The organism is Psychroserpens sp. SPM9 (assembly GCF_025153525.1).
GTDB lineage: Bacteria > Bacteroidota > Bacteroidia > Flavobacteriales > Flavobacteriaceae > Psychroserpens.
The window spans coordinates 327,086-352,200 of sequence record NZ_JANZNR010000003.1; the positions used below are offsets into that span (position 1 = coordinate 327,086).

The following is a 25,115-nucleotide window of genomic DNA, read 5'->3' on the forward strand; positions in this document are numbered from 1 at the left end:
TGCATGTTATTCATCGATTTTAACAATTCATTAACATTTTTTACATAAAGAGGTCTCTATTTTAGTAATCCCAAATCATAAATAACCCTCTTATGAAACCTATTAAATTCTTGCCTTTTATGGCATTATTAGCTTTGTTAACGTTTTCATGTTCAAGCGAAGACTTTCCAGACGAGACTATTGATAGTATGTCATTACCAGTCCCTCCAGTTGCCAAAACAATTGAAATTGAAATTTTAGAGCTTATCAATGCGCACCGAATTACTGAAGGCTTAAATCCTTTAGCCAATCACAGTATCATAAAGTCTGTGGCATTTACACATACCGATTATATGGTTGAAGTAAATAATGTTTCACACGATAATTTTTTTCAACGTAGAAATAGTTTAATTGACAATGCCAGTGCAACTAAAGTCTCAGAAAATGTGGCTTATGCGTTTAGTTCTGCGGAATCTGTCGTTAATGCCTGGTTGAATAGCGAAGGTCATAGAGAAAATATTGAAGGTGATTTTACCGATTTTGATATTTCAGCTGAGCAAAACGCTGAAGGCAAGTGGTACTTCACCAATATTTTTATAAAACGATAGAAAATATAAAAAGTTTAAAATTGATTAATAGCAAATAATTAGTTTAAAACCACAATTAGAGATCATTCTAATTGTGGTTTTTTTTGTTTTATAAGTATATCATTCGTTTTATAAACTCAAGAGACTTCCTTATTAGAATACGTGTGCTGCACAGTTAATAAGCGCTTAAGTATTGATATTTTATAATTGATAAATTCATGCGATTTAGACAATGATAGAACTGTGTTATTGATCTTATAATTTATATATTTCTAGCTTCTTAAAAGCGTTCTTTTGCTTTTTTGACTAAGGTTTATATCAAATTGATATATCAAGAAAGAAGTCTATAAGAAGTTTTACTATAGCTAAAGTGTAATCTTCAGACTTAAGGTATGTTTTCAAAATCGACTCCTAAAAAAATAGTAAAATAAAAAAAGCAGACTCATAACAAGTCTGCTTTTTCAAGTTTAGTTTAGAGGGTAATATGGTTATTCTTTCAGTATATAGAAGTAAGAACGTCTGTTCAACTGGTGCTCTTCTTCGGTACATTTAACACCATTTGAACACTTGTTAAGTAATTGGTATTCGCCATAACCAATGGCGCTTTCTATACGTTCACGAGCAATACCTCTGGAGATAATATATTCCATCGTTGATTTTGCTCTTCTATCTGATAATTTTTCGTTGTATTTATCACGACCACGACTATCGGTATGCGATTCAATTTTAATCACCATCGTTGGGTGCGCTCTCATTACATCTACGATGTTTTCAAGCTCATATTGCGCGTCTGTTCTAATATTGGATTTGTCAAAATCAAAGAAAATAGGATTGATTACAATCTGACTTTCAAAAATTAATGGTTCCAAGTATAAATCGGCTTCAGTTACTTTTTCATGCTCATTATCTGTAGTTACCTTCTTTTGATCTTCTTTGTAATCTTCTTTGCTACCAATAACGGTATACGTAGCATTACAATCGGCAGTAAATTCATAACTTCCGTCGTCACCTGTTTCAACTTCAGAAATCACTTTGCCTACTTCATTGATGAGTTTCACTGTAACACCAGCTAAAATTTCATTCGTATTTAAATCTCTTGTAATTCCTTTGATGGTTTGAATACAAACAGAGGCATCAAAACCATAAATATCATCACCACCTTGGCCATCTGGACGGTTAGAGGAGAAGTATCCGGTGTGTTCGTTTTCTGCTTCGGAATCATTTTTGAAATACGCAAAATCATCGTAACCACTATTGTATGGCGCTCCTAAGTTTTCAGGCTGCGCTGTTTTGTCTTTTAACAGATTAGATTTAAAAATATCTAAGAATCCTAAGTTTAAATGACCATCTGAAGAAAAGTAAAACGTACTGTCTTTAGCAACAAACGGAAACATTTCACGACCTTCAGTATTAATCGTTTCGCCGAGATTTCTAGGTTCAGAATAACTGTTTCCGCCTTCAATATCAACAACATAAATATCGGTATTTCCAATGCCGCCTTCACGATCTGATACAAAGTATAATTGTTTGTTATCCGGACTTAAAGCTGGGTGACCAGTTGAAAATACCTCATCATTAAATGGTAACTCTACAATGTTTGTCCATTGCGTATCCACTAAAGTCGCTTTGTATAATTTAAGGTGTGTGGTTCCTTTTTTATCGTATTTTACTTTCTTATTGCTCTTTCCTACATTATCTCTGGTGAAATACATGATTTTACCATCGTTTGTAATAGCAACAGATGCTTCGTGGAAATCGGTATTTATTTTTTCTGCTGAAATAAAATCTGGTGTCCCATAAGTTACAGAATCAACATCCTTGTTGACTTTAACCTGATAAATATCTAAAAAAGGTTCTTGATTCCAGCTGTATAATTTTTTGCCGTCGGTATTTCTGGCAGAGGCAAAGTATAGCTGATCTTTATGAACATAAGACCCAAAATCGGAATACTTAGTATTAAAAGGAAGATTTTGAAGTTTTACAACTTTGTTTTTTTCTGAACTTGCCAATTCGTTGTATTTAGCAATGTTTTCAGGATTATAATCTTTAATACGAGAATCATTATTTTGAATTTCCATGAATGTTTTCATCCATGTATCGGCCTCTTCATAATGTCCTAAACTACGTAGGGATTGAATGTGCTTATAAATATATTCTGGATTGATTTTATCTTTACCATATTTGTCTAAGGCTTTGCCATACCAGAAGGCAGCTTTTTCAGATTTAGAATTGTTATAGTAACAATCACCTAAACGTGTAAGTACATGAAGGCTTGTATCTCCTTTTTTGAGAACTTCTTCATACAGTTCTGTGGCTTTTACATACCCAAAATTGCTAAAAAACTTATCGGCAAGCTTTTCTTGGGCAATCATAACTGAGCTACTAAGCACAACTATTAATATTAAAAACTTTGATTTCATGTGTGTCTTTTTATTTTTTTCAATGGTCACATGGAACATCCCAGCATCATGGTTCATTATATCATTAAATTCAGGTAGAAGAGGACGTTTCATCATTGATTTGTTTTTAGAAGTATCTCGGGGATTTAATTCGCTTGCTTTTAAATATTTCGAACATCAATAAAACTTCGTGAGTCCCGCTTGTATAAGGTCTTAAGTCGGAAATAGGATATTCGTAAGCATAACCTATTCGTAATTGTTTCGATATCTGAAAATCGGCCAAACCACCAATCGCAGCTGCTTGTTCATTGATTCTGTAACCAGCACCTACCCAGAATTTTTCATAAAATAAAAAGTTAGCAGTTAAGTCAAAAGACAAAGGCGCACCATTGGTCGCTTTTAAAAGCGCAGCAGGTTTTAGTTTTGTATTTTCACTTAAATCGAATACATAACCACCAGTAAAATAGTAGCTAATACGTTCTAGAGCTTGAAATTCTGCATCACCAGTATAATCGGTATTCAATATTCTTGGAGCTGAAAGTCCGAGATACCATTTTTGACTGTGCCAATAAACACCCGTTCCAATATTAGGTTTCCAACGGTTTTCAAATCCGAAAATAACCGGGTCATTTGATTGGGATTGTTGAAAATCGGCATCCAAACTATAGCTTGTAAATCCGGCTTTTATTCCGAAGGCTAACTTACTGTTTTCACCTGTAGGAATCGTATATGAAAAATCACCATACAAATAAGAAAAGTTTTGATACCCGAGTTCGTCATTAATAAACGACACCCCTAAACCAACACGTTCGTTTCTCATTGGAGCGTGAATAGAAAGTGTTTGTGTTTGCGGGCCACCTTCAAGGCCAACCCATTGACTTCTATGTAAGCCAACAACACTCAAGGTTTCTCTACTTCCAGCATAAGCGGGATTTATAGCAATGGTATTGTACATATACTGCGTAAACTGAGGAAGCTGCTGTGCAACGCCCATCCAGCTACTGAACAGTATAAATGCGATTATATTAAACTTGACAAATTTCATATAGGTTAAGATTTATTTTGTTGAAACGTAGATTGGTCCTGTAATTGGTTTTAATTCTAATTCACCAGTACTATCTATTAATTTAATAACATAATAATAAGTTCCAGTTGGTACGAAGTTTGAATTTCCTACCGAAGCATTTGAAGCCGTACCATTCCAATCATTTTGATAATTTGGATTGTCGTAGATCTTTGCTCCCCAACGGTTAAAGATTTGTAATTCTATAACGAAACCACATTCTTCAATACCGCTAATGGTAAAGTATTCATTAATACCATCAAAGTTAGCTGTAACTGCTTTTGAGATGACAACATCTTCTTGACCACATGGTAAAACCACACACTCGTCGTGAACTGTTATTGTAATTTCGGTTTCGCTTGGGCAATCGCTATCTGTTAAAACATATTTAACGACATATTCGCCAAGGTCTACGGTTGTTGGATCAAAGAAGCTTCCATTTAAAGTAACATCTCCAGAAACAACTTCCCAAGTACCAGTTGGATCGTAATCACCACTTAAAGTATCAAACAAGTCGAATACTGTATCTTCAATACAAAGTGAGATATCAGAGGCTATTATGGTATTTTGAGTTGTAACATTAATGGTTTGTGTAAATACATCTTCATTTCCACATTCGTCACTAACAATCCAATCTCTAATAATCATATAATCTGCTGCAGTTCCATCGGCTGTAGATGTTTCGTTAAATTCGACAGTCATATTTGTAGAACAAGCATCTTCAAATACTAATTCAGGAACTTCAGGGATATCTGTACAAACGACATTTATCACTTCTTCAAGTTCACCGACTAGCGTAGGTGCTGTAGTATCTTCAACAGTAATCATCTGTATTAACGCAGTAGCATTATCACATTCATCAACAAGTGTCCAAACTCTAGTAATAAAGAATTCATTCGGACAATTACCTTCTGAGATTTCATCAGCATAAGTTGCTTCTAAACCAGTAGAGCAATTATCAGCTTCATCAGTTACGTAACCTGTTAAACTTAAATCGGTGGCATCCTGATCACATTCTATGGCAATATCTCCAGGAACCGTAAACGTAGGCGCTGTAGTATCTTGTACAGTAATAGTTTGAACTAACGTTGTTGTATTATCACAGTCGTCAGTTAAGGTCCAAGTTCTAGAAATGACATAAGCATTAGCACAATCACCATCGGTAATGGCATCGGTATATGTTGCTTCTAAATCGGTAGAACAGTTATCAGCTTCATCAGTTACATCACCAGTTAAGCTTAGATCATTCACATCAACATCACATTCTAAACTGATACTTTCAGGAACCGTAAACGTAGGCGCTGTAGTATCTTGTACAGTAATAGTTTGAACTAACGTTGTTGTATTATCACAGTCGTCAGTTAAGGTCCAAGTTCTAGAAATGACATAAGCATTAGCACAATCACCATCGGTAATGGCATCGGTATATGTTGCTTCTAAATCGGTAGAACAATTATCAGCTTCATCGGTTACATCACCAGTTAAGCTTAGATCATTCACATCAACATCACATTCTAAACTGATACTTTCAGGAACCGTAAACGTAGGCGCTGTAGTATCTTGAACAGTAATAGTTTGAACCAGCGTTGTTGTATTGTCACAGTCGTCAGTTAAGGTCCAAGTTCTAGAAATGACATAGGCATTAGCGCAATCACCATCAGTAATGGCATCGGTATATGTTGCTTCTAAACCAGTAGAGCAATTATCAGCTTCATCCGTCACATCACCAGTTAAGCTTAAGTCATTCACATCCGCATCACATTCTAAACTGATACTTTCAGGAACCGTAAACGTAGGCGCTGTAGTATCTTGAACAGTGATAGTTTGAACCAGAGTTGTTGTATTATCACAATCATCAGTTAAGGTCCATGTTCTAGAAATGATATAAGCATTTGCACAATCACCATCTGTAATGGCATCGGTAAACGTTGCTTCTAAATCGGTAGAACAATTATCAGCTTCATCCGTCACATCACCAGTTAAGCTTAAGTCATTCACATCAACATCACATTCTAAACTGATACTTTCAGGAACCGTAAACGTAGGCGCTGTAGTATCTTGTACAGTAATAGTTTGAACTAACGTTGTTGTATTATCACAATCGTCAGTCAAGGTCCAAGTTCTAGAAATGATATAAGTATTAGCACAATCACCATCGGTAATGGCATCAGTAAACGTCGCTTCTAAATCGGTAGAACAATTATCAACTTCATCGGTTACATCACCAGTTAAGCTCAGGTCGTTGACATCCGCATCACATTCTAAACTGATACTTTCAGGAACAGTAAACGTAGGCGCTGTAGTATCTTGAATAGTAATAGTTTGAACTAACGTTGTTGCATTATCACAATCATCAGTTAAGGTCCATGTTCTTGTAATAAAGGATTCATTTGCACAATTTCCAAAAGCTACAGAATCACTATAGGTTGCTTCAAGTATGCTATTTGAACATACATCCGTTTCATCGGTCACATCACCTGTTAGAGATAAATCTGAAGGATCTTGATCACATTCGATAGTTATATCACCAGGAACCGTAAACGTTGGAGCAGTTGTATCTTCAATGGTTAATGTAGCTTCTAAGGTTGCAGCGTTTCCACATTCATCAGAAATGGTATAGAGAACCGTAAGCGTTCCACTTAATCCACAAGCTTCAACAAAATTTTCATAATCGTAGTTAGAAGTCACAGTAATCGCTAGATCATCAGCACAAGCTTGTAAGGTTACAATATTGTTGTCATTCCAATCACTAGCTAAAGTTTCATTTTCATTTCCTGCACATTCAATGGTTGTATCTTCAACATTACAGTTAGATAAATCTGGAATAGTTTCATCTCCAAAGGTTAAAATGGCTGTTACTATAGTTGCATTTCCGCAATCATCTGTAATAGTATAATTGACACTTATTGTTCCACAAGGACCACAAGTTGTATTTAAGTTGTTGAAATCATAATCTGAAGTCACCTGACCTGTAAAATCGGTATCACATGCATCTGCAGCACAAGCTTCAAGCGCAGCAATATTTGCGGCATTCCAGGCATCAGCAAGTGATTCATTATCGGTATCAGAACATTCTAAAGTTGTATTTTCTACAGCACATCCTGTTAAATCTGGAACCACAGTATCTTCAAGCGTTAAAGTTGCATTTAAAGTCGTCGCATTACCACAGTCATCGGTAATCGTATAAACCACATCAATCGTTCCACCTTGACCACAAGTTGACACTAAGTTTGAGTATGCAAAATCCGAAGTCACCTGACCGTTAAAGTCTGTATCACAAGTATCGGCACCACAATTTTCAAGCGCAGCAATGTTCGCCGCATTCCAATCGTTGGCTAATTGTTCGTTATCATCACCCGAACATTCAATTGATGTATCTGTCACTGAACAGTTATCAAGGTTAGGAGGCGTAGTATCTTCAAGCGTTAAAGTTGCGTTTAAAGTCGTCGCATTACCACAATCATCTGTAATCGTATAAATCACAGCGATGGTTCCACCTTGACCACAAGTTGACACTAAGTTTGAGTAGGCGTAATCCGAAGTCACCTGACCGTTAAAATCGGTATCACAAGTATCAGCACCACAATTTTCAAGGGCAGCGATATTTGCCGCATTCCAATCGTTCGCCAATTGCTCGTTATCATCACCTGAACATTCGATAGACGTATCTGTAACTGAACAGTTATCAAGGTTAGGCGGTGTTGTATCTTCAAGCGTTAAAGTTGCGTTTAAAGTCGTCGCATTACCACAATCATCTGTAATGGTATAAATCACAGCAATCGTTCCACCTTGACCGCAAGTTGACACCAAGTTTGAATAGGCGTAATCCGAAGTTACCTGACCGTTAAAATCGGTATCACAAGTATCGGCACCACAATTTTCAAGGGCAGCGATGTTCGCGGCATTCCAATCGTTGGCTAATTGTTCGTTATCATCACCCGAACATTCAATTGATGTATCTGTAACTGAACAGTTATCTAAGTTAGGCGGTGTTGTATCTTCAAGTGTTAAGGTTGCCGTTAAAGTCGTCGCATTTCCACAATCATCTGTAATGGTATAAATCACTGTAATGGTTCCACCTTGTCCGCAAGTAGACGTTAAGTTTGAATATGCATAGTTGGAAGTTACAGTAATTCCAAGATCATCAGCACAATTTTCTAAAGCTGTGATATTAGCAGCATTCCAATCGTTCGCTAGTTGCTCATTATCATCACCAGAACATTCAATGGATATATCTTCAACAGTACAGTTCGATAAATCAGGAATTGTTCCATCGTCGAACGTTAATGTTGCAATTAAAGTCGTCGCATTTCCGCAGTCATCTGTAATGGTATAAGTTACGTTTAATGTTCCACAAGGACCACAAGTTGTATTTAAGTTATTGAAATCATAGTCTGAAGTCACCTGACCTGTAAAATCGGTATCGCAGGCATCTGCAGCACAAGCTTCAAGCGCAGTAATATTAGCGGCATTCCAGGCATCAGCAAGTGATTCATTATCAGTGTCAGAACATTCTAACACTGTATTTTCTACAGAACATCCTGTTAAATCAGGAACCACAGTATCTTCAAGCGTTAAAGTTGCGTTTAAAGTCGTCGCATTACCACAATCATCTGTGATGGTATAAACCACAGCAATCGTTCCACCTTGACCACAAGTTGACACTAAGTTTGAATAGGCGTAATCCGAAGTCACCTGACCATTAAAGTCCGTATCACAAGTGTCAGCACCACAATTTTCAAGGGCTGCGATGTTTGCCGCATTCCAATCGTTCGCTAATTGCTCGTTATCATCACCCGAACATTCGATCGACGTATCCGTCACTGAACAGTTATCAAGGTTAGGTGGTGTTGTATCTTCAAGTGTTAAGGTTGCGTTTAAAGTCGTTGCGTTTCCACAGTCATCTGTAATGGTATAAATCACAGCAATCGTTCCACCTTGACCGCAAGTTGACACTAAGTTTGAGTAGGCGTAATCCGAAGTCACCTGACCATTAAAGTCCGTATCACAAGTGTCAGCACCGCAATTTTCAAGCGCAGCGATGTTTGCCGCATTCCAATCGTTGGCTAATTGTTCGTTATCATCACCCGAACATTCTATTGATGTATCTGTTACTGAACAGTCATCAAGGTTAGGAGGCGTAGTATCTTCAAGTGTTAAGGTTGCGTTTAAAGTCGTCGCGTTTCCACAGTCATCGGTAATCGTATAAACCACAGCAATCGTTCCACCTTGACCACAAGTTGACACTAAGTTTGAGTAGGCAAAATCCGAAGTCACCTGACCGTTAAAATCGGTATCACAAGTATCGGCACCACAATTTTCAAGGGCAGCAATGTTCGCCGCATTCCAATCGTTGGCTAATTGTTCGTTATCATCACCAGAACATTCTATTGATGTATCTGTAACTGAACAGTTATCAAGGTTAGGAGGCGTAGTATCTTCAAGCGTTAAAGTTGCGTTTAAAGTCGTCGCATTACCACAATCATCTGTTATGGTATAAATCACAGCAATGGTTCCACCTTGACCACAAGTTGACACTAAGTTTGAGTAGGCGTAATCCGAAGTCACCTGACCATTAAAGTCCGTATCACAAGTATCAGCACCACAATTTTCAAGCGCAGCGATGTTCGCCGCATTCCAATCGTTCGCTAGTTGTTCGTTATCATCACCAGAACATTCTATTGATGTATCTGTTACTGAACAGTTATCAAGGTTAGGTGGTGTTGTATCTTCAAGTGTTAAAGTTGCGTTTAAAGTCGTTGCATTACCACAGTCATCTGTAATGTTATAAATCACAGCGATGGTTCCACCTTGACCACAAGTTGACACTAAGTTTGAATAAGCGTAATCAGAAGTCACCTGACCATTAAAGTCCGTATCACAAGTATCAGCACCACAATTTTCAAGCGCAGCGATGTTTGCCGCATTCCAATCGTTGGCTAATTGCTCGTTATCATCACCAGAACATTCTATTGATGTATCAGTTACTGAACAGTTATCTAAGTTAGGCGGTGTTGTATCTTCAAGTGTTAAGGTTGCCGTTAAAGTCGTCGCATTTCCACAGTCATCTGTAATGGTATAAATCACTGTAATGGTTCCACCTTGACCACAAGTTGACACTAAGTTTGAATAAGCGTAATCAGAAGTCACCTGACCATTAAAGTCCGTATCACAAGTATCAGCACCACAATTTTCAAGCGCAGCGATGTTTGCCGCATTCCAATCGTTGGCTAATTGCTCGTTATCATCACCAGAACATTCTATTGATGTATCAGTTACTGAACAGTTATCTAAGTTAGGCGGTGTTGTATCTTCAAGTGTTAAGGTTGCCGTTAAAGTCGTCGCATTTCCACAGTCATCTGTAATGGTATAAATCACTGTAATGGTTCCACCTTGTCCGCAAGTAGACGTTAAGTTTGAGAACGCATAGTTGGAAGTTACAGTAATTCCAAGATCATCAGCACAGTTTTCTAAAGCAGTGATGTTAGCAGCATTCCAATCGTTTGCCAGTTGCTCATTATCATCACCTGAACATTCAATTGATTGATCAGTAACTGAACAATTCGACAAATCAGGAATTGTTCCATCGTCAAACGTTAATGTTGCAATTAAAGTCGTTGCGTTTCCGCAGTCATCTGTAATGGTATAAGTTACGTTTAATGTTCCACAAGGACCACAAGTTGTATTTAAGTTATTGAAATCATAGTCTGAAGTCACCTGACCATTAAAATCGGTATCACATGCATCTGCAGCACAAGCTTCAAGCGCAGCAATATTAGCGGCATTCCAGGCATCAGCAAGTGATTCATTATCAGTGTCAGAACATTCTAACACTGTATTTTCTACAGAACATCCTGTTAAATCAGGAACCACAGTATCTTCAAGCGTTAAAGTTGCGTTTAAAGTCGTCGCATTACCACAGTCATCTGTGATGGTATAAACCACAGCGACCGTTCCACCTTGACCACAAGTTGACACTAAGTTTGAATAGGCGTAATCCGAAGTCACCTGACCGTTAAAGTCCGTATCACAAGTATCAGCACCACAATTTTCAAGGGAAGCAATGTTCGCCGCATTCCAATCGTTCGCTAGTTGTTCGTTATCATCACCCGAACATTCTACTGATGAATCTGTAACTGAACAGTTATCAAGGTTAGGTGGTGTTGTATCTTCAAGCGTTAAAGTTGCGTTTAAAGTCGTCGCATTACCACAATCATCTGTAATGGTGTAAATCACAGCGATGGTTCCACCTTGACCACAAGTTGACACTAAGTTTGAATAAGCGTAATCAGAAGTCACCTGACCATTAAAGTCCGTATCACAAGTATCAGCACCACAATTTTCAAGCGCAGCGATGTTCACCGCATTCCAATCGTTGGCTAGTTGTTCGTTATCATCACCAGAACATTCTATTGATGTATCTGTTACTGAACAGTTATCAAGGTTAGGTGGTGTTGTATCTTCAAGGGTTAAAGTTGCGTTTAAAGTTGTAGAGTTGCCACAATCATCTCGAATGGTGTAGAGAACAGCAATGGTTCCACCTTGCCCGCAAGTAGACGTTAAGTTTGTAAACGAATAATCTGATATGACCGTAATTCCTAAATCATCAGCACAGTTTTCTAGTGCAGTGATATTAGCAGCATTCCAATCGTTTGCTAATTGCTCATTATCATTACCAGAACATTCGATAGATTGATCGGTAACAGTACAGTTAGATAAATCTGGAATAGTACCATCATCAAAAGTTAAAGTGACTGTAACAGTTGTAGCATTGCCACAATCGTCGGTTACCGTATACGTTACACTTAATGTCCCACAAGGACCACAAGTAGAATTTAAATTATTAAAGTCATAATCTGAAGTCACTTGACCAACTAAATCAGTATCACATGCATCTGTAGCACAGGCTTCTAGAGCAGCAATATTAGCCGCATTCCAGTCGTTAGCCAATTGTTCATTATTAGTATCGGTACATTCTAGCGTAGTGTTTTCAATAGTACAGCTAGAAATATCTGGTGCAATAGTATCTACAATTGAAATGGTTTGTACATCAGAAGTTGTGTTTCCACAATCATCAGTAGCCGTCCACGTTCTTGTAATGGTTTCGGTATTACCACAGGCATCTACAGAAGCATCAATAAAAGTCACTGTAGCATTTCCGCAGGTATCTGTAGCCGTAGCGTTACCAGTGTTTGCCGGATCTGTACTTTCTGTACATTGAATTGTTGTGTCAGCTGGTATTGTTAATGTTGGAGCAGTGGTGTCTTCAACTGTAATGGTTTGAGTTTCAGAAATTGAATTTCCACAAGCATCAGTAGCAGTCCAGGTTCTTGTGATAATTTCCGTGTTTCCGCAATCAGCAACAGAAGCATCTGTAAAGGTTACGGTTGCACTTCCGCAGGTATCATTAGCAGTAGCATTACCAGTGTTTGCCGGATCTGTACTCTCGTTACATTGAATTGTTATATCTGAAGGCACATTAAGTGTAGGTGCACCAGTATCTTCAACAGTAATTGTTTGTACATCAGAAGCAACATTTCCACAAGCATCAGTTGCGGTCCATGTTCTGGTAATAATTTGTGTGTTTCCACAGTTAGAAACAGTCGTATCTGAATAATCGATGGTTACATTTCCACAATTATCAGTCGCTGTAGCTGTTCCTGTATTTGGCGGGTTTGTATCTTCACCACATTCTCTAATTTTATTCGTAGGAATCGTTATCACTGGCGCAGTAGTATCAACGACAGTAATGGTTTGTGTATTAGAAGTTTCGTTACCACAATCGTCGGTAGCGGTCCAAGTTCTAGTAATAATTTGTGTATTACCACAGTTATTTACAGAGGTATCAGAATGTGTAATGCTGACAGCTCCGCAAGCATCTGTTCCTGTTGCATAACCTGTATCTTGAGGCGCTGTACTTTGTCCACATTCTACACTTATATCCGCAGGAAGCGTAAGTGTTGGGTTAACCGTATCAACTACTGTAATGGTTTGAATATCTGTAGTAGTATTGCCACAATCGTCAGTTAATGACCATGTTCTTGTGATGGTAAACTGATTGTCACAACTTCCAGCTGTAATAGCATCTGTATACGTCGCTTGGAAGTCTGGAGATGCTGCTGTACACGCATCGAATTCGTTAGTTACATCGCCAACAACATTTAAATCACTAGCGTCTTGATCACATTGTATTGTAATGTCGGCAGGAGCAGTGAATGTTGGAGCTGTAGTATCTTGAACATTAATAATTAAAGTTCTAACGGTTTCATTCCCACAATCGTCTGTTGCTGTCCAAGTTCGTTCTAAAGTATAATTGTTATCGCAATTACCATCGGTTCTTGTTTCTTCAAAAGTTACAGTAGCATTTCCGCATTCGTCTGTAGCTGTTAAGGTTTCTGCAGCTTCTAATTCACTACATTCGATAGTAATTTCATCGGTTGTTGTATCTGGATTTGTATAGTTTGAAATACACGTAAATTCAATATTGTGTTGTCTTCCAGACCCAGAAACATTAGCTCTTCGTGCTTCAACACCTAATCTGAATCTATAAGAACTCGAATTGGTGTTTCTTGTTGTGATATTAGATTGTGGGTTTACACTTGTAACTCCTGTATATTCAGTTGTACCAGCAGTAGCAACTATCCATGAGCCTTCTTCAGTAATTGTTAAATCTGTAGGATCATTTACTGTATAACTTGAGGTAAATTGTGTCCAGTTAACTTCACCATAATTATTACCACCATCAATATCATTAAAGTTGGTATAAAATTCAGGTAAGCTTACAGGGTCACCAGTAATTGCATCTACAAAATCTATTCGATATTCTGTATAGGCACGATCTCCAATATTTGTAAGGCTGAATGCTGTTCTTGGTTTAAGTGCATTAGGTCCAGATGAATTATCATCCAATACAGGAATGGTAGTATTTACAGTTTCTACAATGGTTAGTAAGGCATCAACATTTGTAGAGACATCACTAAATCTAAAGACTTCGCCTTCAAGGAAAGTAGAATTATTACCATCTCCAGATTCTTCCTGGTAATTATTAAATGCTAAAACAGGCACATTAACACACGATGGAATATCATTATTTACGTCTGAAGGAAAACCAACAATTGTTGGACCTACAGTATCTTCAATGGTGAATGTAGCTGTTGTTTCAATGGTGTTTCCACAGTCATCAGATGCTGTAAAAGTCACTGTTGCCGAACCTGTTTCACCACAACCATCTGAAAGTCCGCTAAAATTATTTGACCACGTTACATTTCCGCAGTTATCAAAAGCAGAAGCACTTCCGTTTGATGTTAACCAATTATCGAGTGCTGCTGCACTATTTTCGTTACATTGAACAGTTAAATCAAAAGCATTGGCATCAAGAGTAGGAGGTGTGGTATCTTGAACAAAAATATTTTGCACATAGGTTTCTATAGTTACGCCACATTCGTCAGTAAACGTCCAGGTATTCGTATAAGATCCGTTATAAGGGCAATTTGGTTCTGCAACAAAATCCCCAGAAGTTTTGGTTAGAGTAAAATCACAAATATCTGTTTCGGGCTCTAAATTTTGCGCATTATTTATAGCAGACGTATCAGAACATTCTATAGTTCTATCTAAAGCACCAGGCGCAGTGGCCCACATAACTTCAGGTTGAATAACATCGATTTCGAGAGGTAATAAATCCCCTTGATTACAATCTTTAATAGAAGCAGAACTTAGAGTTGTTTGCTCATTTGTGTTTTGAACACCTGTGTAAGTGGCTGTAAATTGAAGTTCAAATTCTAAATCACAGTTGGTTTGTAAAAAATAGCAAGCATCTTGCATTTCAAGATTAAATTGAACTTCTAAGGCATTATCACCAACATCTAGCATACCATCTTCAAAGCTAAATACGGCTTCGTTGGTGTTTGAATCAAAATTAAGTGTAACACCAGAAGGTAAATTTGTTGCGGTAATATTAGCAATTTGTGGAGGTAAGATTCCAGACACAGTTAAGTTTCGTGCGTCATCATTTCCACGGTTATACATGTCAAAACTGAATCCGAGTGAAGTTCCCGGCGTTGCTGGATTGGTACCTGATTCGAGTACAATGTCGATAGGCGCTAAATCTGGAGCCCATACATCGACAGCAAAACCAAGTAAGTATAATCCATAAGTTTCTTGATTAGAAGTTAATCTAAATGTAGCCGACGATTGATTATTTGCAATAACCGTATTTAATGGGTTACTCAAATTAAAGATACCAGCATCAAATCCTAAGGTATTAGTACTTGCCGGATTTCTATTGGTAAAATTTGAGTTTCCATCAGTAATGCTACTATTAAAAAAGTTATTGGAAGATCGTGGAGGTGCTGAAATATCAACAAAAGTTCCTAGTATATTTTGTATTTGTAATTTATCACCCGAAAGATCCTGATCTCCTTCTAAAGCTCCAATTATAATGTCAGCATTCACATTTCCGATAGGAATCGTTTGAAAACCATCAAAAAGAATATCAAAATTATTAGTTGAAGAGGTGACTTGTGCATAACCATCAAATAAACTGATGTTTTTTGAAGGTAGTTTCGGGCTTTCATAAACGAATACAATTTGCCATCCGCCAGAAGTACCTATGTTAAGTTGGTCATGACCGGTGAGGCTACCTACTTTTGCTTCTACATTTGCTACTTGATATTTACCATAAGGGGACACTAAATTTTGTACTTGCGATGTAATATCTTTAAAGCAAATGTATGGATCGTTATCAATATGTGTTTGTCGGTCCCTTCCTCTATAAACTACTTGATCAGCAGTTAATGTTGTATAGGTAGTTTGCCCAGGAAGCATGAGTTTAACGTCGTTATAATTCCAGTTTGGCTGATTTTCAGAATTAATATCATTTGTCGGTTCTCGATCTGCTGCTGCCCAATAGAGATAAACTCTATACATAGAGACACAAGCCAATTGAGGTTCTGGGTTAACTAAGTTAGCACTACTGGAATTAAATGTAGTATTATCTGAGTCGATATCTACATATACGTTGTTTGTAAAGTCGTGATTACCTTGATTGCCAGTATAAGCAGTGGTAGCAGTTCTAGACAACATATTATTTGCAATCATGCATACATCTCCTTTTACAGTTTCGTTAAAACGAGCTTCGAAGGTGTCTAATACTTGAGCATTTGCAGCGAACCCGCAACATACAACAAGTAAAGTAATAATATGTTTTAAAGTATTATGATTAATAGCAGTTTTCATAAATACGGATTTAGTTTACAATTAACTATTACTAGTTAAACCTTTTGTAGGATTTGGGGTTAATGTTTTTATTAATTTTGAGCTTACACATAAACTATTTTTAAAAATAGCATATATAGCTTCGTTTTTTTCTTTTAACACAGTTCGTCCATAAGTGATTAACTTATTCAGAACAACAAGTATTACCTTCGTAATTCTTTTCATAGTTTATAACTATATAAGTCGCTTAGCGATGTTTAAAAAACTAAAATCTACTGATAGGAGCTTTGTAGGCCTAAATCAGATGTAAATTTTTTTAGTGAGGGAAGAACATTGGCAACCAATGCTTGGTAAATGGATTTATTAATATATTTTTGATTTGGGGTCATTAAACATAAATTTAACTTAACAAATGAACTGATTACTAATACGTTTGACAAATTTAAATGATAAAGAGGGCAAAATACTCGTTAAAACGGAATTATACAACATTTTATCGATAAAAAATGCTTTTAATCGAATAATTATGAAAACACTTATACTCACCAGGCATGCAAAATCATCATGGGAATATGATGTAAGCGATAAAGAAAGACCATTAAAAAAACGAGGTGTTAACGATGCTAAGCTCGTTTCTAGTGCGTTCAAGGAACGATTGTTATCACCAGAAACAGTTTTTTCTAGTCCTGCTAACAGAGCGTTATCTACGTGTAAGATTTTTATGAATACACTCAATATCCCTGAAACTGATATTGAAATAATTCCAGATTTATACGATTTTGGAGGCGAGCAGGTGATTCGTTTTTTAAAAAAATTAGATGAAGATTATAAAAATGTTATGATTTTTGGTCATAATCATGCATTCACATCTATTTGCAATATATTTGGAGATAAATTTATTGATAATCTACCAACAAGTGGTTTGGTAGTTATTGATTTTAATGTTAATTCTTGGTCTGACATCAAGAATGGAACCACAAGATTTATGATTTTCCCTAGAGATTTAAAATAATGACAAAAGACAAAAACAGTTATGTAAATAGAGAATTAAGTTGGCTTCAGTTTAATGAGCGTGTATTGCAAGAAGCTGCAGATGAAAGTGTTCCATTGATTGAACGCTTTCGTTTTTTAGGAATATTCTCCAATAATTTAGATGAATTTTTTAAGGTAAGATATGCTACCGTAAAGCGTATTGATGAAGCTGGAAAAGGCGGAAAAAGCGAATTAGGAATTAAAGCCGATGAGCTTTTAGAAATTATCACTCAGGTTGTTATCAAACAGCAGAGTAAAAGCTTAGATATTCTGAGTGCTATTCAAAAGCAATTAGAAAACGAAGATATATTCATCATTAATGAAACCCAAGTTGATGACGAGCAACATTCTTTTATCAAAAACTATTTCATTCAGCAAGTAAGTCCGGCTCTAGTCACCATAATTTTAAATGATTCTGTAGAGTTGCCTTTATTAAAAGATAGTGCAGCATATTTAGCTGTTAAAATGGAATTGGCTAATGAGAAAAATCAATATGCTCTCATCGAAATCCCTAAGTCAATGGACCGCTTTGTAGTGCTTCCGTCTAAGGATGACAAGAGCTACATTATGATATTAGATGATTTGTTGCGCTATTGCTTAGATGATATTTTCAATATTTTTAATTATAACAGTATTTCTGCCAATATGATTAAAATCACCAGAGATGGTGAGTTGGATTTTGATAGTGATTTAAGTAAAAGTTTTATTGAAAAAATATCAGATAGTGTTAAAGACCGTCAAATTGGAGATCCTGTTCGTTTTGTTTATGATAAAACAATCGACGATGAAACGCTTGAATATTTGATGACAAAAATGGGAATCGATTCTAAAGATAGTGTCATTCCTGGAGGTCGTTATCATAACAGGAGAGATTATATGGATTTTCCAAGTCTTGGCAGGCAAGATTTACTTTACAAAAAGATTAAACCTTTGCAAATTAAGGGTTTAAGTTTAGAGAGCAGTATTTTTACGACTATTGTTAAAAAAGATTATTTACTTCATACACCATATCAAACATTTTCTTATGTGGTTAAGTTTTTACGTGAAGCAGCGCTTGATCCGCAGGTTAAAACTATTAAAATAACCATTTATCGATTAGCTCAAATTTCACATATTGCCAGCTCACTTATTAATGCTGCAAAGAATGGTAAAAAAGTAACCGTCGTTATTGAGCTCAGAGCACGTTTTGATGAACAAGCTAATATTGATTATGCCGAGCAAATGCAAGATGAAGGTGTGAATATGCTGTTTGGAGTGTCGGGCTTAAAAGTTCACAGTAAAATTTGCGTCATTGAACGTGAAGAAGACGGCAATTTAAAGCGTTATGGTTTTATAAGTACGGGGAATTTTAACGAGTCAACAGCCAAGATATATACAGATTTCACCTTATTTACTGCCAATCAAAAGATCTTAAAAGACATCAATAAAGTGTTTAATTTCTTTGAAACGAATTATCGTATCTACCGACATAAACACATCATTACGTCACCACATTATACAAAATCAAAATTATTCGCACTTATAGATACTGAAATTGAGAATGTTAAAAAAGGGAAGCCTGCTTTTATCAAACTGAAACTGAACAGTATTTCGAGTTATAAAATGGTTGATAAGCTCTATGAAGCGAGTCGTGCCGGTGTGAAAATTCAAATGATTGTTCGAGGCATATGTTGCTTGGTTCCTGGAGTAAAAGGAATGAGTGAAAATATTGAGGTAATTAGTATCATTGATAAATTTTTAGAACATACCAGACTCTACGTCTTTTGTAACAATAACGATACGAAAGTTTATATTTCATCAGCAGATTGGATGACACGTAATATTGAAAACAGAGTCGAAGTGAGTTGTCCGATATATCAAGACGATATCAAGCAAGATTTACTAGATATTTTCGATATTTGCTGGAGCGATAATGTTAAGGCAAGGATTATAGATGCCACTCAAAGCAATGATTATCGAAAAAATAATAACCCTAAAGTTAGAGCACAATTTGAGCTTTACGATTATTTCAAAGAAAAATTGAATTCTTAGTATGCTAACCATAAAAAAATACGCAGCGATAGATATTGGATCCAATGCTGTTAGACTCTTAATCGCAAGTATTATTGAACAAAAGGGGCAACCTGTTAAGTTTAAAAAGACCTCTTTGGTTCGTGTGCCTATTCGTCTGGGAGCCGATGTATTTATTAAAGGTGAGATTTCTGAAGAGAATAAACTACGCATGTTAGATACGATGACGGCTTTTAAATTGTTGATGAAGTCTCACAAAGTGGTTACTTATAAAGCCTGTGCTACTTCTGCGATGCGTGAAGCTGAGAATGGTGAAGCCGTTTCAAAACTTATTTATAAAAAGGCCGATATCGCTATTGATATTATTGATGGTGAAGAAGAAGCTGCTATTATTGCTGCAACAGATTTACATTCGTATATCAAAGAAGATAAAACCTATTTATACGTTGATGTTGGTGGTGGAAGTACAGAGTTTTCTGTTATTCACCTCGGAAAAACAGTAGCTTCTAAATCGTTTAAAATCGGGACTGTTCGTTTGCTTAACGATATTGTAAAAAAAGAAACCTGGCTTGAACTGGAAGATTGGATCAAAACCCAAACCAAAGATTACGATGTGATTGATTTGATTGGTTCTGGTGGAAACATCAATAAGATTTTCAAAATTTCAGGGAAATCTATGGGCAAACCATTAACTTACTTTTACTTAACATCCTATTACAATAAGTTGCAAACCTATTCTTATGAGGAACGTATTACAGAACTCGAATTAAATCAAGATAGAGCAGATGTAATCATTCCTGCAACCCGAATATATCTTTCTGCAATGAAATGGAGTGGCTCAAAGGATATTTATGTGCCTAAAATCGGACTCTCAGATGGAATCATAAAAAGCGTCTATTACAACACAGTGTCAAGCGTAAATCTCTAAAAATAAGTTGGTTTTGCCGTGTTTTTGCACATCATGACCAATATTTATTTTGTATTTTTAAATTTCATCATATATTAGCTGTCTCAAATCTTTGCTAGTTATTAGCTTAATTTTGATGACTATTTATTACAAACTAGAAAACCCTAATTAAAAATATTTGTACCAATGAAATCATTACTACTTACTTTATTATTTGTGGCTGTTACAACATTTTCCTACTCTCAAGAAGTGAGTTATGGTGTACGAGCAGGAGTTAATATCTCTAATCTGGATTTTGATCCAGACCCAACTTTTACGAACCAACATAGAAACGGATTTGCTTTTGGCGGATTTGTAGATTATGGAATTACTGAAAATTTTTCAGCACAAGTTGAGATTCAATATTCTGCTGAAGGTGCAAAAGCTGATGAAATCAGAGCTGATTATATTCAGATGCCAATTATGGCACGTTTTACCTTAGGTGATAAATTTGCTTTAGGCGTTGGCCCAATGGTAAGTTTAAAAACATGGAAAAATCAAGATGCTTTTTCAACATTTACTTTTTCTGGAATTGGAGGTATAGAGTATATGATTAATGACGAATTATTTATTGATGCTAGAGTACACTACGGATTAAGCAATATTTTAAATGAAGATGTTGTTGGAAATCAAGAGGCTCAAAACACAACCTTTCAATTTGGTTTCGGAATTAGAATCTAGTACGAACCGATTATAAAACATAAATGCTTCAGTTAATTGCTGAAGCATTTTTTTTATGTATTCTACCCAAGTTATATGTTGCATTGGATGAATTAAAATAGCATAAACTAACCATGAATGGTCTCGCTCTTGCTCAGGTTTTTCATGATGTCTGCCTCGTAATCAAGCAATTGTTGCCATTTCTCATCGACCTCTTTACGATCGCCATATTGTCTTGCAAATCCTAAAAACATCGTGTAGTGATTTGCTTCGCTTACCATTAATTTTCTGTAAAACTCTGCGAGTTCTTTATCTTGCAATGCTTCGGAAAGCAGTCTGAAACGCTCACAACTTCTAGCTTCAATCAAAGCAGCATACAATAAACGATGTACGAGTTGCGTCGTTCTGCTACCACCTTTTGGGAAGAATTTGAGCAATTGGATCACATAGTCGTCTTTTCTGTCGCGACCTAAAACCCAGCCATTTTCAAGAATTTTATCATGTACCATCTTAAAATGACTGATTTCCTCTTTAACCAAGGCAATCATTTCCTGAACTAAATCGGTGTATTCGGGAAAGCTTACAATTAATGAAATTGCCGTACTGGCTGCTTTTTGCTCACAATAAGCATGGTCTGTGAGAATATCTTCAATGTTTTTTTCTACTATATTAACCCAACGCGGATCGGTTGGTAGTTTTAATCCTAACATCATTAGCTATGGTCTTCAATTAATGTGATATATTCTTTTCCGTTGGTATCAATCTGCATTTCATATAATTTATAAGCATTGCTTTTGGGGTTTATAAAAGAAATGCCAAGCGCTAAAGTTTTAGTATCACACTGATCTTGGTTGACCCAAACGTGTTCAAGCGTAGCATATTGCCAAAATGTAGACGCTGAAACATCTTCAAAATCAGCCGTAGAAATATGCTTATTAAAAATGATTTTATCTGAAACAGCAACCGTCACATCAGAAGCAAAAACACGATGGTATTCAGATGTTTTTTGAATACCCTTAATCGATTCTTTCACTAAAATATCAGTATCCATAAGTGTATAGTTTTTTATGTTTACTGTAAATGTATTGGCAACAATGGAGTCTGTTTTTGTTTCTGTGTAATATTCAGGATAATAAGTGTTTATGTCTATTGTTTTAAGGTTTTTGTTGAACTCAATAACAGCTTGTTCTAAATGCTCTTTTTTACTGGTTCTTCGATCACAAGACATAAAAATGATAAGAATAATAAATGGAATTACGGCTAATAACTTTTTCATAAAAAACAGTTTAAATATCGAGACCGAATGTCTTTTTTAGAAGTTCAATATTCGGATTTTTTTCTTTTAATTTTTGATACTTTTCAGGAGCAGTAAAGGCATACTTTTTTGAAATTTCTTCATTGACACTAATCTCTAATTTTAGGTCGAAATTTTGAAGTTTTTTACGAACAAATTCCATTAGCGGATATTGTGCACGTTCTAATTCAAGTTTTAAAGTTTCATTTGGAAATTCTAATTGAATTGCTGTTTCGTCTAATTTTGGCTTGCCCATTTCTAAAATTGAAGCCATGATTTTTTCTCCTTTTTTATGCAACAATGCAATATAAGCATTCCAAGTTTCATGAAATTCATCTTCGGTAAAGGCTTCAGTTGGTAAATCATCGACATCAATAACAACTTCCATCTGTTTGATTTGATGTTCTTTTTTGGCGCGAATACTTTTTAGAGAAAGTCCTGAGGTACGCTGATCTTTTTTTAAGTCAATCACTGGCCGCTTTACTTCAGCAGTAATAGGATGGTCTTTAGTGGCTGCAACCGCTTCAGTAGTTGATTCGGTCTTTATGTTTTCAGTAGATACTTGTGTTTCCTGAGTTTTCTTCGGAATAGCAACTGGAATAGGCGTAATTCCTTTCGCTTTAAAATAGGATGGGGGAATTATGTAGTTTTTACTATTTTTTTTTTCTCCATCAAAAGTGATAGAGGCAAGCTGCATAAGGCAAAGTTCAACCAGTAAGCGTTGATTTTTGCTACTTTTGTACTTTAAATCGGTTTCGTTGGCAAGTTCAATACCTTTAATTAAAAAGTCGTGAGGTGATTTTTTTGCTTGCGCTAAGTATTTGGCTTTCGTGTCTTCACCAACTTCCAGAAGCTCAATGGTTTTTTCGTTTTTACAGACTAATAAATCTCTAAAGTGTGATGCCAAACCAGCAATAAAGTGATGACCATCAAAGCCTTTGGAAAGTGTCGTATTAAACTGAAGTAATAATTCGGGTATTTTATTTTCAAGAATTAAATCCGTACTCGTGAAATACGTTTCATAATCCAGAACATTTAGGTTTTCGGTAACTGCTTGTCTGGTTAATTCTTTACCAGAGAAACTTACCACACGATCAAAAATAGATAAGGCGTCACGCATGGCACCATCTGCTTTTTGGGCGATAATGTGTAAGGCATCGTCTTCAGCATTGATACCTTGTTCTTCAGCAATATATTTAAGATAGTCTTTAGCGTCTGAAACAGTGATGCGTTTAAAATCAAAAATCTGACAACGAGATAATATGGTCGGAATAATTTTATGTTTTTCGGTAGTCGCTAAAATAAATATACAGTGTTTAGGCGGCTCTTCTAAGGTTTTTAAAAAGGCATTAAAAGCAGCTGCCGATAACATATGTACCTCATCAATAATATAAACTTTGTATTTACCAACTTGCGGAGGAATACGCACCTGATCAGTTAAATTTCTAATGTCATCAACCGAATTGTTAGAAGCTGCATCCAATTCAAAAATATTAAAGGCAAAATCTTCGTCTTCTGTTTCGGTACCATCACTATTTATCATTTTAGCTAGAATACGTGCACAAGTTGTTTTTCCAACACCACGAGGTCCTGTAAACAAAAGGGCTTGCGCTAAATGATTATTTTCAATAGCATTGAGTAACGTATTCGTAATCGCCTGTTGGCCAACAACGTCTTTAAACGTTTGTGGCCTGTATTTACGAGCTGATACGACGAAATGTTCCATTGATAAAACTTAGGATAACAAAGTTAAAAATTCATTATAAAAATAGGAATTATGCGTCTCTAAATTAAAAGGAGTTATTAACAATTAATCGTACTTTTGCAGTGAGTAAATCACCTTATCGCTGTTTCGATGTATCGAGATGGAGGAAAGTCCGAACACCATAGTGCAATCATAGTGGTTAACAGCCATCCGCCGAGAGGTGAGGAAAAGTGCAACAGAAAGAATGTACAGGTCATGCTGTAGTGAAATCAGGTAAACTCTATGTGGTGCAATGTCATGTATACTAGTGTTTGAGCGTGCACGCGCGATGCTAGAGGGTAGACAGCTAAAGTTTACTGGTAACAGTAAACGCAGATAAATGATAAGGATACTTGCGAGATTTATCTTGTTGGTTTACAGAATTCGGCTTATCGATTTACTTATTCATAAAAAACCCTTTACAATTTGTAAAGGGTTTTGTTTTAGTTTTACAAGTTTTACTGCTTAGGAGGTGTTATTGTATAGCCTTGACTTTCTATGATGTTAAGTAAGTCATAGAAAAAGCGTATAAATACAATTTTGCCACCTTCAACCATAGAAACGGTATGATAGGGTACTACTATAGATTTCCCCGTCTTTTTATCAGTAATAGTATTGGTGCCCCAGGATAATAGCCATTCGCCTTCATTCCAATTGTTTTCAACTTTTACAGGTAAGTATAAATCCTGACTTATAGAATGTTTGAACTGATTTGTACTATTTGTAAAATAGACGTTGTGTTGCTCAACGTTTAATGAATCTAAACCTCCGCCTAAACCATAAATCATGGCGCTTTCATGGAGCTGGGCATTCATTTTAGCGACATCTCCTTTTTGTAATGCTTGGGTGTAATTTCGAACAAGTTGGTTGGCCGTTTCCGAATTTTTAAACTCTAAGGTGACTTTGGGTTGGTCTTTTTGTGCATTAACATGCATTGGTAGAAATAGCAACAATGTAAATGCTGCTAACATCGTTTTTTTTAATACTTTCATAATAATTGATTTAAGTTAATATGTTGATTGCTTAATAGCCATAATTAACCATATCAAAATGAAGGGTGTAAATTGGAGGACAATTTATAGGTGCAAAATGAGTGCGTACTCAGAGTTGAAGACCTACAAGATAGTTAAAAAACACGAATAGGATTTATACTACAAATATACAATGGGATGGTTGAGTCTTTTAGAG

At 36.1% G+C, this 25,115-nt stretch carries 12 protein-coding genes and 1 other RNA gene; 6 read left to right on the plus strand and 7 right to left on the minus strand.

The window, feature by feature from the left end:
• Positions 1 to 92 precede the first annotated feature (92 nt).
• Positions 93 to 587 (plus strand): CAP domain-containing protein, encoded by a 495-nt coding sequence (locus tag N4270_RS07860; protein WP_260096477.1) that lies wholly within the window; start codon positions 93 to 95, stop codon positions 585 to 587.
• A 467-nt stretch (positions 588 to 1,054) separates the two neighbouring features.
• On the opposite strand, the gene N4270_RS07865 is transcribed toward N4270_RS07860, so the two are convergent.
• From N4270_RS07865 to N4270_RS07875, 3 genes are read right to left on the minus strand one after another with little or no spacing between them, the layout of a single operon-like run.
• Complete coding sequence (locus tag N4270_RS07865) at positions 1,055 to 3,082, minus strand: OmpA family protein (RefSeq protein WP_260096478.1); 2,028 nt, start codon at positions 3,080 to 3,082, stop codon at positions 1,055 to 1,057.
• Positions 3,083 to 3,092: 10 nt separating this feature from the next.
• The gene (locus N4270_RS07870) at positions 3,093 to 4,010 is read right to left on the minus strand and encodes a type IX secretion system membrane protein PorP/SprF (RefSeq protein ID WP_260096479.1); all 918 of its coding nucleotides are present in this window, start codon (positions 4,008 to 4,010) and stop codon (positions 3,093 to 3,095) included.
• Positions 4,011 to 4,022: 12 nt separating this feature from the next.
• Positions 4,023 to 16,262 (minus strand): gliding motility-associated C-terminal domain-containing protein, encoded by a 12,240-nt coding sequence (locus N4270_RS07875; protein ID WP_260096480.1) that lies wholly within the window; start codon positions 16,260 to 16,262, stop codon positions 4,023 to 4,025.
• 505 nt (positions 16,263 to 16,767) lie between these two features.
• Here N4270_RS07875 and N4270_RS07880 point away from each other — a divergent pair.
• The 4 genes from N4270_RS07880 to N4270_RS07895 all read left to right on the plus strand — a co-directional run bounded on the left by N4270_RS07880 (position 16,768) and on the right by N4270_RS07895 (position 20,910).
• Positions 16,768 to 17,253, plus strand: coding sequence for a histidine phosphatase family protein (locus N4270_RS07880; protein ID WP_260096481.1), 486 nt, complete (start codon positions 16,768 to 16,770; stop codon positions 17,251 to 17,253).
• On the plus strand, positions 17,253 to 19,304 hold the full coding sequence (gene ppk1, locus N4270_RS07885) for a polyphosphate kinase 1 (RefSeq protein ID WP_260096482.1): 2,052 nt from the start codon (positions 17,253 to 17,255) through the stop codon (positions 19,302 to 19,304). The genes N4270_RS07880 and ppk1 overlap by 1 nt, the downstream gene beginning before the upstream one ends.
• A 1-nt stretch (position 19,305) precedes the next feature.
• On the plus strand, positions 19,306 to 20,211 hold the full coding sequence (locus N4270_RS07890) for a Ppx/GppA phosphatase family protein (RefSeq protein ID WP_260096483.1): 906 nt from the start codon (positions 19,306 to 19,308) through the stop codon (positions 20,209 to 20,211).
• A 165-nt stretch (positions 20,212 to 20,376) separates the two neighbouring features.
• Positions 20,377 to 20,910, plus strand: a complete 534-nt coding sequence (locus N4270_RS07895; protein WP_260096484.1) for a porin family protein — start codon at positions 20,377 to 20,379, stop codon at positions 20,908 to 20,910.
• A 107-nt stretch (positions 20,911 to 21,017) separates the two neighbouring features.
• On the opposite strand, the gene N4270_RS07900 is transcribed toward N4270_RS07895, so the two are convergent.
• Genes N4270_RS07900 through dnaX form a run of 3 tightly spaced genes read right to left on the minus strand, consistent with a single transcriptional unit; the run spans position 21,018 to position 23,909 of the window.
• Positions 21,018 to 21,599 (minus strand): tRNA-(ms[2]io[6]A)-hydroxylase, encoded by a 582-nt coding sequence (locus N4270_RS07900; protein ID WP_260096697.1) that lies wholly within the window; start codon positions 21,597 to 21,599, stop codon positions 21,018 to 21,020.
• 2 nt (positions 21,600 to 21,601) lie between these two features.
• The gene (locus N4270_RS07905) at positions 21,602 to 22,165 is read right to left on the minus strand and encodes a hypothetical protein (protein WP_260096485.1); all 564 of its coding nucleotides are present in this window, start codon (positions 22,163 to 22,165) and stop codon (positions 21,602 to 21,604) included.
• Positions 22,166 to 22,175: 10 nt separating this feature from the next.
• On the minus strand, positions 22,176 to 23,909 hold the full coding sequence (dnaX, locus tag N4270_RS07910; RefSeq protein WP_260096486.1) for a DNA polymerase III subunit gamma/tau: 1,734 nt from the start codon (positions 23,907 to 23,909) through the stop codon (positions 22,176 to 22,178).
• A gap of 102 nt (positions 23,910 to 24,011) precedes the next feature.
• Here dnaX and rnpB point away from each other — a divergent pair.
• An RNA gene (rnpB, locus tag N4270_RS07915) (RNase P RNA component class A) lies at positions 24,012 to 24,335 on the plus strand.
• Between the two features lie 50 nt (positions 24,336 to 24,385).
• On the opposite strand, the gene N4270_RS07920 is transcribed toward rnpB, so the two are convergent.
• Positions 24,386 to 24,919 carry a nuclear transport factor 2 family protein gene (locus N4270_RS07920; RefSeq protein WP_260096487.1) on the minus strand — a complete coding sequence of 178 codons (534 nt, stop codon included), beginning with the start codon at positions 24,917 to 24,919 and terminating at the stop codon, positions 24,386 to 24,388.
• Positions 24,920 to 25,115: the final 196 nt, after the last annotated feature.

Coding starts and splice junctions, on each gene's coding strand:
- N4270_RS07880 (WP_260096481.1), top strand. CDS start 16,768: ATGAAAACACTTATACTCACCAGGCATGCAAAATCATCATGGGAATAT.
- dnaX (WP_260096486.1), bottom strand. CDS start 23,909: ATGGAACATTTCGTCGTATCAGCTCGTAAATACAGGCCACAAACGTTT.
- N4270_RS07890 (WP_260096483.1), top strand. CDS start 19,306: ATGCTAACCATAAAAAAATACGCAGCGATAGATATTGGATCCAATGCT.
- N4270_RS07905 (WP_260096485.1), bottom strand. CDS start 22,165: ATGAAAAAGTTATTAGCCGTAATTCCATTTATTATTCTTATCATTTTT.
- N4270_RS07875 (WP_260096480.1), bottom strand. CDS start 16,262: ATGAAAACTGCTATTAATCATAATACTTTAAAACATATTATTACTTTA.
- N4270_RS07900 (WP_260096697.1), bottom strand. CDS start 21,599: ATGTTAGGATTAAAACTACCAACCGATCCGCGTTGGGTTAATATAGTA.
- N4270_RS07870 (WP_260096479.1), bottom strand. CDS start 4,010: ATGAAATTTGTCAAGTTTAATATAATCGCATTTATACTGTTCAGTAGC.
- N4270_RS07895 (WP_260096484.1), top strand. CDS start 20,377: ATGAAATCATTACTACTTACTTTATTATTTGTGGCTGTTACAACATTT.
- N4270_RS07865 (WP_260096478.1), bottom strand. CDS start 3,082: ATGATGAAACGTCCTCTTCTACCTGAATTTAATGATATAATGAACCAT.
- N4270_RS07860 (WP_260096477.1), top strand. CDS start 93: ATGAAACCTATTAAATTCTTGCCTTTTATGGCATTATTAGCTTTGTTA.
- ppk1 (WP_260096482.1), top strand. CDS start 17,253: ATGACAAAAGACAAAAACAGTTATGTAAATAGAGAATTAAGTTGGCTT.
- N4270_RS07920 (WP_260096487.1), bottom strand. CDS start 24,919: ATGAAAGTATTAAAAAAAACGATGTTAGCAGCATTTACATTGTTGCTA.